The organism is Sutcliffiella sp. NPDC057660, from assembly GCF_042800035.1.
Lineage (GTDB): Bacteria > Bacillota > Bacilli > Bacillales > Bacillaceae_I > Sutcliffiella_A.
On the sequence record NZ_JBHVHV010000015.1, the window covers coordinates 119889 to 134197 of the forward strand.

At 43.9% G+C, this 14309-nt stretch carries 12 protein-coding genes and 1 other annotated feature; of the genes, 1 reads left to right on the forward strand and 11 read right to left on the reverse strand.

The window, feature by feature from the left end; translation table 11 throughout:
* Positions 1 to 24: 24 nt before the first annotated feature.
* From leuS to ACFVAD_RS17905, 6 genes are all read right to left on the reverse strand, one after another.
* Complete coding sequence (gene leuS / locus ACFVAD_RS17880) at positions 25 to 2442, reverse strand: leucine--tRNA ligase (RefSeq protein ID WP_386643101.1); 2418 nt, start codon at positions 2440 to 2442, stop codon at positions 25 to 27.
* A gap of 53 nt (positions 2443 to 2495) precedes the next feature.
* Positions 2496 to 2739 (reverse strand) — a binding site (T-box leader).
* Positions 2740 to 2841: 102 nt separating this feature from the next.
* A complete protein-coding gene (locus ACFVAD_RS17885; RefSeq protein WP_386643104.1) occupies positions 2842 to 2970 on the reverse strand; it encodes a hypothetical protein in 129 nt (42 codons plus the stop codon).
* A 44-nt stretch (positions 2971 to 3014) separates the two neighbouring features.
* On the reverse strand, positions 3015 to 3212 hold the full coding sequence (locus ACFVAD_RS17890) for a hypothetical protein (RefSeq protein WP_386643106.1): 198 nt from the start codon (positions 3210 to 3212) through the stop codon (positions 3015 to 3017).
* Between the two features lie 146 nt (positions 3213 to 3358).
* Positions 3359 to 4135 (reverse strand): 3-hydroxybutyrate dehydrogenase, encoded by a 777-nt coding sequence (locus ACFVAD_RS17895; protein WP_386643109.1) that lies wholly within the window; start codon positions 4133 to 4135, stop codon positions 3359 to 3361.
* 22 nt (positions 4136 to 4157) lie between these two features.
* Positions 4158 to 5480 carry a GntP family permease gene (locus ACFVAD_RS17900; protein WP_386643111.1) on the reverse strand — a complete coding sequence of 441 codons (1323 nt, stop codon included), beginning with the start codon at positions 5478 to 5480 and terminating at the stop codon, positions 4158 to 4160.
* Between the two features lie 246 nt (positions 5481 to 5726).
* The gene (locus tag ACFVAD_RS17905; RefSeq protein WP_386643114.1) at positions 5727 to 7097 is read right to left on the reverse strand and encodes a sigma-54 interaction domain-containing protein; all 1371 of its coding nucleotides are present in this window, start codon (positions 7095 to 7097) and stop codon (positions 5727 to 5729) included.
* A gap of 151 nt (positions 7098 to 7248) precedes the next feature.
* On the opposite strand from ACFVAD_RS17905, the gene ACFVAD_RS17910 reads away from it, so the two are divergent.
* Positions 7249 to 9024 carry a dihydroorotate dehydrogenase gene (locus ACFVAD_RS17910; RefSeq protein ID WP_386643117.1) on the forward strand — a complete coding sequence of 592 codons (1776 nt, stop codon included), beginning with the start codon at positions 7249 to 7251 and terminating at the stop codon, positions 9022 to 9024.
* 78 nt (positions 9025 to 9102) lie between these two features.
* On the opposite strand, the gene ACFVAD_RS17915 is transcribed toward ACFVAD_RS17910, so the two are convergent.
* The 5 genes from ACFVAD_RS17915 to ACFVAD_RS17935 form a co-directional block, all read right to left on the reverse strand.
* The gene (locus ACFVAD_RS17915; protein ID WP_386643118.1) at positions 9103 to 10101 is read right to left on the reverse strand and encodes an inorganic phosphate transporter; all 999 of its coding nucleotides are present in this window, start codon (positions 10099 to 10101) and stop codon (positions 9103 to 9105) included.
* Positions 10102 to 10117: 16 nt separating this feature from the next.
* Positions 10118 to 10735 (reverse strand): DUF47 domain-containing protein, encoded by a 618-nt coding sequence (locus ACFVAD_RS17920; protein WP_386643121.1) that lies wholly within the window; start codon positions 10733 to 10735, stop codon positions 10118 to 10120.
* 227 nt (positions 10736 to 10962) lie between these two features.
* Complete coding sequence (locus tag ACFVAD_RS17925; RefSeq protein WP_386643123.1) at positions 10963 to 12573, reverse strand: ABC transporter permease; 1611 nt, start codon at positions 12571 to 12573, stop codon at positions 10963 to 10965.
* Between the two features lie 2 nt (positions 12574 to 12575).
* A complete protein-coding gene (locus tag ACFVAD_RS17930; protein ID WP_386643125.1) occupies positions 12576 to 13481 on the reverse strand; it encodes an ABC transporter ATP-binding protein in 906 nt (301 codons plus the stop codon).
* A gap of 18 nt (positions 13482 to 13499) precedes the next feature.
* Positions 13500 to 14120, reverse strand: a complete 621-nt coding sequence (locus tag ACFVAD_RS17935; protein ID WP_386643148.1) for a TetR/AcrR family transcriptional regulator — start codon at positions 14118 to 14120, stop codon at positions 13500 to 13502.
* Positions 14121 to 14309 lie beyond the last annotated feature (189 nt).

Consider the following 14309-nt stretch of genomic DNA (forward strand, 5'->3'; position numbering starts at 1 on the left):
CTTGCTTTCATATATCAAGAGAAATCAGTTCGCTACGATATTCACCAATTTACCGGGAACAGCGATGACCTTACGAACCGTTTTTCCTTCGATGGATTCTTTTACTGTTTCATCAGCAAGTGCGATCTCTTCCATTTTTTCACGAGTTGCATCTGCCGGGACATAAAGTTTCGCTTTCAGCTTACCGTTTACCTGAACAACGATTTCCACTTCATCCTCGACTAGCTTCGCTTCATCATACACCGGCCAAGCTTCGTACGTGATGGTTCCTTCGTTGCCAAGCTTCTCCCAAAGTTCCTCGGCAATATGCGGACAAACTGGGGACAATAGCTTAACGAATCCTTCCACATACTCTTTAGGAATAACATCCGCTTTGTAGGCATCATTGATGAATACCATCATTTGCGAGATGGCCGTGTTGAATCGAAGTCCTTCATAGTCCTCGGTTACTTTTTTCACCATTGCATGGTACGTTTTCTCCAACGTATCCTCTTCCGTCAATTCCACGACTTTGGAGCTTAGCTTGCCATTCTCTTCGACAAACAATCTCCATACACGGTCTAGGAATCTGCGGGAGCCGTCCAATCCGTTTGTGCTCCAGGCGATGGAAGCTTCCAAAGGTCCCATGAACATTTCGTATAGGCGTAATGTGTCTGCACCATGGCTTTCCACGATATCATCCGGGTTCACTACATTCCCTTTTGATTTACTCATTTTCTCGTTATTGCTACCTAAGATCATCCCTTGGTTAAATAGCTTTTGGAATGGCTCTTTAGTTGAAACTACTCCGATATCGTAAAGGAATTTGTGCCAGAATCGGGCGTAAAGCAAGTGTAGTACAGCATGCTCCGCTCCACCGATATAGATGTCCACTGGCAACCATTCTTTTAATTTTTCAGGATCAGCCAGTTGTTCGCTGTTATTTGGATCGATGTAGCGCAGGTAGTACCAGCAGCTTCCAGCCCAGTTTGGCATCGTATTCGTTTCGCGACGACCTTTTTTGCCTGTAACAGGATCGACCACATTGACCCAATCCTCGATTGCAGCAAGTGGAGATTCACCGGTGCCGGAAGGACGGATGTTTTTTGTTTTAGGTAAAAGAAGTGGCAATTCTTTTTCCTCGATGGCAGACATCGTTCCATCTTCCCAATGAATGATTGGAATAGGTTCACCCCAGTAGCGTTGGCGGCTGAATAGCCAATCACGAAGACGGAAAGAAATTTTCTTTGCCCCTTTTTCGTTTGTCTCTAACCATTGAATCATATTTGTAATGGCTTCTTCTTTGCCAAGCCCATTCAGAAAATCAGAGTTTACATGTTCTCCGTCACCCGTGTAGGCTTCTTTGGTTACATCCCCACCTGCTACAACTTCCACAATCGGAATCTCAAACTTTGAAGCAAATTCATAGTCACGCTCATCGTGTGCAGGAACGGCCATGATGGCACCTGTTCCATAGCTCATCAATACATAATCCGCGATCCAGATTGGAAGCTTTTCACCATTGGCAGGATTTACTGCATATGCCCCAGTGAATTCCCCTGTTTTTTCTTTGGAAAGCTCGGTACGCTCCAAATCACTCTTGCTTTGGATTTTTGTAATGTATGCTTCGACAGCATCGCGCTGATCCTCGGTTGTAATCTTTTTCACTAATGGATGCTCAGGAGCTAATACTGTATAAGTTGCACCAAAAAGTGTATCCGGTCTAGTTGTAAAAACAGTGAAGGATTCTTCTGTTCCATCAATGTTGAAATGGACATTGGCACCTTCTGAACGGCCAATCCAGTTTCGCTGCATTTCCTTCAAGCTTTCCGGCCAATCCAATTCATCCAAGTCATCGATAAGTCTGTCTGCGTAGGCAGTGATTTTCAGCATCCACTGCTTCATCGGTCTGCGTTCTACAGGATGGCCACCGCGCTCACTTTTCCCATCGATTACCTCTTCATTCGATAGAACGGTACCTAAAGCAGGACACCAGTTAACCGGAACTTCATCAACATAAGCTAAGCCTTTTTCATAAAGTTTTAAGAAAATCCATTGTGTCCATTTGTAGTAGTCGGGATCTGTTGTGCTTACTTCTCTATCCCAATCATATGAGAATCCCAATTCCTTTATTTGTCTGCGGAACGTGTTGATGTTTTTTTCCGTGAATTCAGCAGGATCGTTACCAGTATCCAACGCATATTGCTCAGCCGGTAATCCAAACGCATCCCACCCCATAGGGTGTAAAACATTGTGACCTTGCATTCTTTTCATTCTGGAAAGAATATCTGTTGCTGTATAGCCTTCCGGATGCCCAACATGCAAACCAGCACCTGAAGGGAAAGGGAACATATCAAGTGCATAAAACTTCTCTTTTCCTTTTTCCTCATGTGTTTTAAATGTTTTGTTTTCTTCCCAATAATGCTGCCACTTTTTCTCGATATCCTGATGTTGAAACGACATCTTCATTTCCTCCTAAAAAATAAAAATAAATACAAAAAACCCCTCATCCCTATAAAAGGGACGAGAGGTTTGAATATACATAACCTACCGCGGTACCACCCAGATTATTATCACAAATATGATAATCACTCGAATCCTTAACGCGGATGATACGGCAAAATATTACTGCCTTCATAGGAAGGGTTTCACATCTGCTACTCCAAGGCGAGTTCATGAACGCTCGTTTGTTGACTCTCACCACCCGTCAACTCTCTTGTGCTCGTTTCGTTCACTACTGATCCTTTTCAACGTATAAGTTTTGTTGTTAATCTGTATTGTAAAGAATTTATTGGAAAACTTCAAGGGGTATTTTCATTAATCATTATGAACTTTTTTCAAACTAATTATTCTCAGCAGTAGTTAGCAGCACTCTTTTTTGTTGTCTGAGTCCTTTTGGTTGCTCTCGCAGCATTTTTCTTCCTGGACTTCCACGATCTCCACTTTGCAACAGTCATCCTTCTTTTTCTTGAACATTAAAAACATCATCATCTACTCCTCTTAATATCAATTTTTTTTGATTAATAAAGCGTTTTTTATTCACAAACGCAGCAAGGTTCCTGTTGGTCATTCCAGCTTTTTGTCAGCTTCAAGGAACTCATTTTGAATGGATTACCGATTTTCTTTCTTTCACCCCTTGAAGCTTTTGCCATCATATGAAGCATTTGTTCTTCCCTTAGGCTGTTGATTTTTTGGCTGTTCATATTTGCCAATGTATAAAAATTGGTATGCATTTTAATCTCCCCTTAAATCAATTTATTTTGATTATCTACTTTGATTATATGCGGAGAGGAAAATATATGCAATGAAGTTAATCAATTTTATTTGATTAATTTTCGACAAAAAACGCCAGATGCCATGCAGCACCTGGCGTTTTCATTTATTGCACGGTATACCCTCCGTCAATAACCGCAGCCTGACCAGTGATTCCAGCAGCTGAATCACTGGATAAAAACATCGCATAGTCTGCAATTTCCTTTACTTGAAGCAATCTTCTCTGCGGGACAAGGGGATAGATGACCTCTTCCAATACATTCTCCAATGGAACTCCCCTGGTCTCCGCCAAGTCTTTGAGCTGATTTCGTACCAATGGCGTATCCACATATCCTGGACAGAGTGCATTGACCGTGATGCCATGGGCAGCTCCCTCGAGAGCGGTGACCTTTGTCAATCCTATTACCCCATGCTTGGCACTGTTGTAGGCGGCTTTTCCCGCAAAGCCGACCAAGCCGTTGATGGAAGCCATATTGATAATACGGCCGGATTTCTGTTCTTTCATAATCGGAAAGACATGCTTGGTTGCGACGAATGGAGCAACCAGCATCACTTTCATCAAAAGCTCAAACTTTTCCGTCGGGAAGTCTTCGATCATGGAGACATACTGAAGGCCCGCGTTGTTGATCAATACATCCATACGCCCGAACTCCCTGATCGCAGTATCGATTGCATCTTTTATATCATTTTCAGATGTCACATCACATTTGATTCCTAATGTCGTCAACCCTTGCTTGTTTAAGGCAGAGCTTGCAGCTTTCACCGTTTCATTATTTAAATCCGTCAACACCACTTTAGCGCCAGCTTCTGTGAATTGTTTTCCTATTTCATATCCAATTCCCTGGGCTGCTCCTGTGATGAGGACAACTTTATCCTTTACCAATTCTGCTCACTCCTCAATGTTTTTAGATACCAAGTCCAAGTGAGAACAATGCGATCGCAATCGCTACACCAATCAATGGAACAATTACCGTAACGGCAGCGACAGGTCCATAAGCCGCCTGATGGGTCTCTCCACAAATGGCACGGACGGTTGTTACAACATAACCGTTATGCGGAAGGGAATCCAGCGCACCGGAAGATATGGCAACCGTACGGTGAAGGGCTTCAGGATTTACACCCATATCAATATAGTGCGGCGCAATCAACGGAAGTGCGATTACCTGCCCGCCGGAAGCGGATCCTGTCATACCGGCAATGACGCTGACTGCGATCGCAGCTCCGATAAGTGGGCTTCCCGGGATGCTCGTCATCGCGGATACAACCTCGCCAAATGCAGGCACTGCTTTTGCAACTCCACCAAATCCTACTACAGCGGCCGTATTACCGATGGCGATCAAGGCTCCCATCGTACCTTCGGAAATTGCGTTCCAGAAGGATTTGAAATAGGCTCTACCAACAATGTAAGTGGCTATGATCCCACCCAATAAAGCAATGATCAAGGCAGATTGTTTTAGGTCATCATGGAAATAGAAGCTGATTCCAAGTACCACCAATAACGGAATCATACTGACAAACGGGTTTGGAAGTTTTCTGTTTTCATCCATCACCGGATCGGATGCTCTTGCTGTGAACGTTTCGCCACGATTTACCGCATTTGTGATCATGCGCTTTAACCACCAGTAACCAAAGATCATCATGAATACAGCAACAATTAAACTGACTTCCCAACCGGCATAAGGACTTGTGTTAAGATAATCAATCGGAATCCAGTTCTGGATCTCCGGGGAACCGGCAGAAGTCATCGTAAATGTGACGGAACCGAATGCAAGTGCCGCCGGAATGAAACGACGTGGTAAATCAGCCTGTTTGAACAAGCTGATTGCCATTGGATATACAGAGAAAGCAACTACGAATAAGCTGACTCCTCCATAGGTTAAAATGGCACATGCTGCCACAATGGCAAGTACGGCATATTTCATCCCAAGCTTATCTACAATAAACTTGGAAACAGAGTCTGCTGCTCCACTATCCTCCATCACTTTCCCGAAAATGGCCCCAAGCAGGAACATTAGATACCAGGCAGTGACGAAGGAAGAAAAACCGCCCATATAGCTGCTTACAAAGTTAACTTCCCCTTCTTCAACCAATTGTGGAAACAACGGCATTCCACTTAATACTGCAACAAATAATGCTGACAGCGGACCTACTACAAGCAGGTTCATCCCTCTCATCGTTAAAAAAATTAAAAGTGCCAAACCTCCGATAAGACCAATCATGCTGAGCATTTTCTTTCCCCCTTGTTTTACGGTAAACGCTTTCATAAATTCGAAGCATTTTCCTGTTAATTTTGTCTTCCTCTTTCCTATATGCAAAAATCGTGCCAACTCGTTGAATCCATCAACCGCAAATGTTTCAATTTTCCGAACTTGCATATTTTCCGAAAGTTCGGACTAATAATCAAGCAACCTTCGTCCACCTTGATAACAAGAGAGTCCAGATTTCTGGACTATTTTCCGGAATTCTGGACTCGCTTAGCCTATGTGATATTTCTTGATTTTTTCATATAAACTCGATTTGCTTATTCCAAGCAGTTTCGCAGCCTCCAGCTTATCGTCATGCACATTCTCCAATGTTTGTATGATCGCTTGCTTTTCGGCGTCTTCCAATGTTTCCTTCAGTGATTTGGAACCGATCGGAATGGAGTATGATGCCGTTAGATAATCAGGTAGCGCTTCAAGTGTCAATTTATCTCCTGTGGAGAGATGAACTGCAGCTTGAATGACATTCTCCAATTCCCTGATATTGCCCGGCCAGCGGTAACGAGATAAAACTGATAGTGCATCCGGAGTCACAGATGTAATTCTCCTGCCGGTCCTTTTACATATTTTCTGGATGAAATGCTCCACAAGCATCGGGATATCCTCGGTTCTTTCCCTTAAAGATGGAATGTGGAACGGAATGACGTGAATTCGATAATAGAGATCATCACGGAACCGCTTTTCCTCCATCATCTTTTCCAAAGGACGATTGGTGGCTGCAATCACCCGGACATTCACTTGTACCGGTTTTTGTGCACCTATCGGTTCCACTTCCCCCTCTTGCAGCGCCCGAAGCAGCTTTATCTGCATAGGGAGCGACATATCCCCTATTTCATCAAGGAATAGGGTGCCGCCATCAGCCAGAAGGAATTTCCCCTTCTTCCCTCCCTTTTTCGCACCTGTAAAAGCCCCTTCCTCATACCCGAAAAGCTCCGATTCCAGAAGATGCTCAGGTATAGCGGCGCAGTTTATTTTAATAAAAGGCATGGAGCTCCTGTTACTCAGCTGGTGAATACTATGTGCAAAAAGCTCTTTGCCTGTACCGCTCTCACCACGTATCAGAACGGACACATCACTGGATGCGATATGCTTTACCTTCTCCTTCAACGTCTGTATGAGCTTGGACTTTCCGATAATGTCCTCTAAAGTATATTTGACTCCTGTTTGCTGTTCGTACTCCTGCAAATAATTTCGAATTCTTCCCAGCATGCTTTTTACATGGCTGTTCATTTTATCCCATTCGCTTGTATCACGGAATATTACCGTTCCATATGCACCAATCACTTCTTTGTTGCTATTGAATATTGGCACTCTATTGGCAATCATGTAATTGCCCCTAATATATTGTAAGTCCGCCAGCTCCTCTTTGCCTGTTTGGACGACATGGTGCATGCGGGTATTTTCAATTACCTCTGTAACATGCTTGCCAATGACAGTCTTGCTATCCACGTCCAAAAAAGCGCTATAGCTGTCGTTCAAATAGATGATTTCCCCACGATGGTCGACCACCACAATCCACTCAAAGGCATTGGCAATAATCGTATCCATCATTTCATCTGTCAGTAAACTATCCTTTACTCCCATCAAAAATCCCTCCTGCATGTCCACTCTACTAATATATCATAAAATTCTGACACGTTTTAAAAGGAATATTTTTGGAGAAAATCAGTTTTGAAGTATTGCAAAATGTTAAAATGAACGTAACATAACAAACTTCATCAGGGAGGAATGCCCCATGCCAGACTGGTCCTATCATGGCATTTTTAAACCTGTCCTTTCCATTTTGCCGCCACTAGCGGCAAGGGAGTTCATTCATCGTGGAATGAACACCATCGCTTCCCTTCCATTCGGGCTGGGATCACATATCATCAATTTTCTGGGACGTGAAGAATGCTCTCCGCTATTACATAAGGAAATTCACCACATAGATTTCAAGAACCCTGTAGGTTTGTCCGGGAAGATCGATCCTTTGCTCTCCGGTACCAGGGCTTTTTCGAATTTGGGATTCGGTTTTCTAGAGATTGGTCCTGTTACATTGGAACCTCGGGAAAACGGGCAGCAACCGATAAAAGATAATAAAGCAAAGCGCATAGATTTTCCTGAAGTACTACCATCCATCGGCTTAGAGAAAACAATCCACCAGCTTCGGAAACTGACCAAAAAACAGCCGATTTTCCTTCGTCTCTCCGGCAGCAGGCAAGAGGTTGAGAGGATGGCGGCAGAACTTGATCCCTATGCTGATGGCTACATTGTGGAAAATATGCAGACGACGCTGGGTCTTCACACCAATAAGCCGATTTGGATTGCGACGTCTTGCATGACTGATCTGTCAAAGATAAATCCCGGTTCCTTCGATGGCGTAGTACTGGAAGAGAAATCAGAAGACTTTGAGCTTTCAGAAGCGGTGCAAAGCCTTAGACAAACAGGTTATGAAAAAACCATTGTTACGTCAGGTGGAATTTCGGAGCCCGAGCATGCCCACGAACTGCTGAATGCAGGTGCGGACCTGGTACTACTCTCAGACGGCTATGTATTTTCCGGTCCTGGCCTTACTAAACGGATCAACGAATCGCTGTTAGTGAGGCTGCAACAACCAGAACCAGCATACAACGGATGGTTCGCATATTGGCTGTTCGGCTTTTTCATCCTGATTGGCGGCATGCTCGCCTTTCTATTTGGGGTGACCTCTATTGTTCTGCCATATGATGAGCATTTCCTCGGCATGAAAAAAGAAGAGATATGGCTCTTTAATGAACGCATCATGCTGTTTATGGCACATGACCGGCTGACATTGGCAGGAACTATGATTTCTGGCGGGATCGTTTATATGCAGCTGGCTAAATACGGAGTCAGACAGGGTCTACTTTGGGCCAAACAAGCCATTGATGTAGCGGCCATCATCGGTTTTCTCGGCATCTTTTCCTTTATTGGCTATGGTTATTTCGATTGGCTGCACCTGCTGTTTTGGCTTATCCTCTTGCCTGTGTACTTATACGGATTTTTCAAAACGAGAGGAATAATAGGTACACCAGCTTCCTCAAATCTGAAAAATGACTCTGTCTGGAAAAAGGGAATCTATGGACAGCTCGCTCTTGTCCTGCTCGGATTTTCCTTTGTACTTGGCGGGATCGTGATTTCCTATATTGGCATAACCTCCGTTTTTGTACCTACGGATATTCAGTATATCTGCATGCCGCCGAACATGCTCGACGAGTTCAATCAGAACCTTATCTCGGTATTGGCACATGACCGGGCAGGTTTCGGAAGTGCTTTATTGAGCGTCGGACTTCTCGTGTTGATGCTTTCCTTGTGGGGTTTTCAGCAGGGGAACAAATGGGTTTGGTGGACCTTTTTGATTGGAGGCCTTCCCGCATTCATAACCGGTATCGCGATACATTTTCTGATCGGCTATACAACGTTTACACATCTTCTTCCAGCATATGTGGCTATGGGACTGTTTTGTGTCGGCTTGGTATTATCGTACGAGTTTCTACATAAAAAGGGTGAATGAAAAAGGCACTGTCATGCGTGCTGATAGGAGAACTCCTCCATTGTCAGACATGCATGACAGTGCCTATTCGTTTATCTTTTAAAAGAAAGTATTAAGAATCAGATAGAAAATACCGGCTAAAGTCGCTGAAATCGGAAGTGTAATCACCCAGGTGATCAACATCCTTTGCGCTGTCCCCCATTTAACTCCCTTTACACGATGGGCAGAACCAACACCCAGGATGGAAGAAGCAATAACATGGGTCGTACTGACAGGCAGGTGAATGAATGTCGCCCCGAAAATAACCGCTGCACCAGTAAGGTCTGCTGCCACTCCGTTGACCGGACGTATTTTCATGATCTTCCCACCGACCGTTTTAATGATTTTCCAACCACCAACAGAGGTTCCTAGACCCATCGCAAGCGCACAGGAAAACTGAACCCATGTCTGAATATCATCCGAGGTTTGATAATTATTGACGATAAGGGCCATTGTAATGATACCCATTGCTTTTTGTGCATCATTCGTTCCATGTGTGAAGGATTGCAGAGCAGCAGTCGCAATTTGAAAGAGCCTGAAATTCCTATTGGTTTTTGTCAAATTATTATTCCTGAATACTACTTTAAAGATACTGTATACAATAAAGCCTACTACAAATGCAAGAACGGGTGAAACTAACAGCGCCTGAATGATTTTTAGGAAACCACTATAATTCAGAGCTGAAAATCCTGCTGCCGCAATAGCTGCACCTGCAATGGAACCGATAAGCGCGTGGGATGAGCTGCTCGGTATTCCATAATACCAAGTGATCAAATTCCAGCTGATGGCTGCAAGTAATGCTGCAAGAATGACAACAGAGCCATTTTCCAGGGTAAAAGGATCAACAATATCCTTTGTAATGGTCTTCGCAACACCTGTAAATGCCATCGCACCCACAAAGTTCATCACCGCAGCAAGAATGATGGCATGCCTTGGCTTCAATGCTTTCGTTGATACGGAAGTTGCAATCGCATTCGCTGTATCATGAAATCCATTAATGAAATCGAATGCCAAAGCCCCAATAACTATCAGAACAGTTAAGATTAGAATTGTATCCATATAAATGCACTACTCCTTAAGCGTTCTTCATGATGATAGTTTCAAAAGTATTGGCAACATTTTGGCAAGAGTCAGCGATTTCCTCAAGCTCTTCATAGATTTCTTTATATTTAATGATTCGGATCGGGTCCTTTTCTGTAGCAAATAAATGCTTGATGGATTGACGAAGAATTCCGTCACATTTGGATTCGTAATCTTTGATCTTGATGGCATGCTCCCTCATTTGAAGCAGCTTCTTAGAGGATAACAGGTCCACCGCTTTTTCTATTTCCACAGAAGAATGACGGATAGCATCCACAAATTTAAGCATAAACTCATCCGCATCGGTAATGGAGTACATTTCAAACATAGCAGCCGTGTGCTCCAATCCATCAAGAACATCGTCCATACTCATAGTTAATGCCAGGATATCTTCACGCTCGATCGGCGTAATAAAAGAGTTATTCAAGTCCTTGATCACTTCATGGACCATTTTATCCCCTTTTGTTTCAAACTCTTTCATTTTTTCGGAAAACACCTTTAGATCGCTTGCATTTGTCAGTTTATAATCAGCGAAAAAGAAAGTGCTCTCTTTAAGATTTGCAGATATATTGCTTAAATGAACTGAAAATTTGTCCTTTTTCTTAAAAACCATGTTAATTCCTCCATTTTATCTACCTAAATAACAAAATAATATTAAACTAATATATTCAAAACAGATAGCTATTTCGACAAAACTTTACAAAATCTTAACAAAAGAAATGTTGCTAAATTAAAACAGATTATGTTATGTAGATACTCTCCTTTAATATTGACTCTATTCGTAGAACCTATGTAACCAAAATAGAGCTGACTCCCGTTTAAGGGGTCAGCTCCATCATATTAATTGGTAATGTCACGTCTGCGATAGCCATACCATCCTGCCAGGATAAGGGCTGCAGCTGTAGCAGTCAAGCCCAGTAATGGAAGCCATTCGAAATCCTCTGCTGGAATTCTTGGGACATGTGTAAATGGAGATAGGTTCATTACCCATTCCGGCAGTTGAAGAACTCCTCCTAGATAGACAACAAAAAATGCAAAACCCACCAGCGACCAGCTGAAGCTTGTTTTCCTAGGGAAATACCCATAGATGGCGACAGCCAGACCGATCGTTACCCAAAGTGCAGGCGTAAATGAAAGGCCGGCTAGGGTAAGAGTACCCAAATAGCTGGAATCCTCCATACTCTGACTTCCGGTTATGCCCATCCCTACTCCTGCCATCAATGTAAGATACAGGCTGCTTAAAAGGGCGACAACCAAGTAGCTCCAAAGCAGTCTAGTACGGGAAACCGCATTGGAGAGCAGTGGATCAATGCGACCTGCATTCTCTTCGCTTCGAAGCTTCAGGATGCTTTGTAATGCAGGAATCGTTCCGATCATTGCAGCTACTGTCATAAACATTGCTGCAAAGCTGTCTGCAAGAACTCCTCCATCCATTTCAGGCAGCATGCCGTCCAGGGAATCCCCGATGGACCCGAACATTTCTTCCGCTTCCCCGATAAATGCCCCGTAGGACATTCCAAAAAGAAGCATCGCAAAGCCCCAAATCAATAGGTTCATACGCTGTAATCGAAATGCCAGACTAAGTGGACCATTTAACAAGGAAGATGCTTCAGCTCTGCCCCGTCTCGGGCGAATCAAACCCGCTCCGACATCCCTTTTGGCACTAAGCGGAAACGCAATAGCAGTCAGGATGAGGGTGAAACCCAGACTAAGAAGCAAAGGCCACCAAAGATTATCTACATAGGCTGAAGTCTGCTGAGCCCACCCAATCGGGGATAGCCATGATAAGAAACTTTCTCCCAAATCTCCGATGGCACGCATACTGAATGCCACAGCAACCGCTCCAGCCCCAAGACCTGACGCCGCTTTTGCATGCTCCATCACCTGCGCGAACACCAGGGCAAGCGCTGAGAACGAAAGACCGACAGAAGCCAACCCAGCCCCAAATAAGAACGAGCCCTCCATAGTCACACTTTCCACACCTAAAGCTCCTAACCCAAAGGCCACTATCAGGGCAAGGATCAGATTTACTCCAATAGCCCAGATAAAGGCGGCAGTCCCGATTGCATGCCTACCAATAACAGATGCACGGATCAGTTCAGCACGACCGGTCTCCTCTTCTTTCCGTGTATGCCGTATAACAAGAAACACGCTCATAAGTGCTACCACAATCCCTGCCATACCGAGCATCTGGTGGGACATCATTGCACCAAATATGTAATCCTCCAGGTACAGCTTAGGTCCAGTCAGGGCAATGGAAGCCGGATTTGCCATCGTTACGGCAATAGCTTGTCGCCCTTCCTTTGTGGGATACATTTCATCAAAGCTGACCAATGTTGCAAAAATGGTAAGTGTCAATCCAAGAATCCATATAGGAATCTGGATCCTATCTCGGCGCATCATGAATTTCAGCAGCGTCCATGTTCCTGCAAACGACTGTTCGCTATTCATTATTACTCACCGCCCTTTACAGCCTGGTTGTTCTCCCCGTAATGACGCATGAACAGCTCCTCCAAAGTAGGTGGAGTACTGGTCAACCCTTTGATTTCATACTGTGCCAAGAATTTCAGCACTTGGTCCATCCGCGTAGAATCGACTTGGAACCTCGCCTCGTCTCCTACCACTTCCAACTGGTGAACTCCCTCTATTTGATCGAGTCCTTCCACCTTTTTGGTGGTACTTACGGTCATGAATGTTCTCGTCAAATGGCGCAGTTCATCAAGGGTACCCGATTCCACAATCTTCCCTTCCCGTATGATGCCCACCCTGTCACAGAGCTTCTCCACTTCTGCTAGGATATGGCTTGATAAAAGAACCGATTTCCCTTCATCCTTCACTTCTGCGACACATTCCTGGAATACGGACTCCATCAATGGATCAAGCCCTGAAGTAGGCTCATCTAAAATGAATAACTCTGCTTGGGAGGCAAAAGCGGAAACGAGCGCCACCTTTTGGCGGTTCCCTTTTGAATAGGTGCGACACTTTTTAGTCGGGTCCAGGGCGAATCTCTCTAGCAAATAGTCACGGCGCTTTTTATCCATATCCCCACGAATGCGACCAAACAGATCAATTGCTTCCCCACCGGTCAAATTAGGCCAAAGATTTACATCACCAGGTACATAGCTTATTCTCTTATGCAGCTCCACTGCATCATTCCATGGATTTTTGCCAAATAGACTGACCTCTCCACTTGTTTTTCGCAAAAGACCAAGTAGAATCCGAATGGTGGTAGATTTACCTGCTCCATTTGGACCGATAAAGCCGAACACCTCTCCCTCTTTCACCTCCAAGTCGACGCCATCTAGTGCGAGAACCTTCCCATAATACTTGGTTAAATCCTTCAATTGAATTACTGACATCCTAGCCCCTCCGCCCTGTTATTTATAAAAAGCTTTCTGAAAAAGCTCAATATATCCGTCCATTTCCTTGAAAGGCGCATCTACATCAAAGCTGTCTGCGCTATTGAACTTGATTTTTTCCTTGCTTTCATTACCAATCCCCTCTATGGTCCAATAGATCGTCTTGATCGCTTTCTGTATGTCGATATCATCCCGGAACTTGGAGTAGTCGAGGTTTTCATATAGTTTTTGATAACTCTCCTTGGCAAATTGCATCGTAATCTGCTCCACATCCTGCTTTACCTCTTCGGAACTTTCTGCAATCGCGCCTTGAAGAAAACTGAAAACCTCCGGATATTTTTTAATCACTCTCAGCTTGACGATGGTAATCTGCCTTAACCTCTCAAGTAGATCTGTTTCATTGAAATCAATTTCTGTCATTATCTCTCTGGAAACCTCTATACCGTAATCAATCAGAAACAAATACAAATCCTTCTTATTATTGAAATAGTTGAAAAGCGACCCTTTGGAAATGCCTGCCTGTTTGACAATCTCGTTGGTTGAAGCCAATTGGTATCCCTTGACTGTAAACTCCTGCATGGAAGCATTAATAATAGTTGCTCGTTTTTCATAAGCTAAGTTATAGAATTTGGAATTGATTTTTGTTCACCTTCTTTCTAGTGACCAGTGTGGTCATTTTAAATATATCACCCCGTGACCAATCTGGTCAATATGTAGTTTTGGATTTACGCATAAAATAGAGTAGGCGCATGAATTTATTCATGCGCCTCTCACAGATCCGTACGTGCGGGTCATCGCATACGGCTCCTCCATGTTATCCCCTCTGGG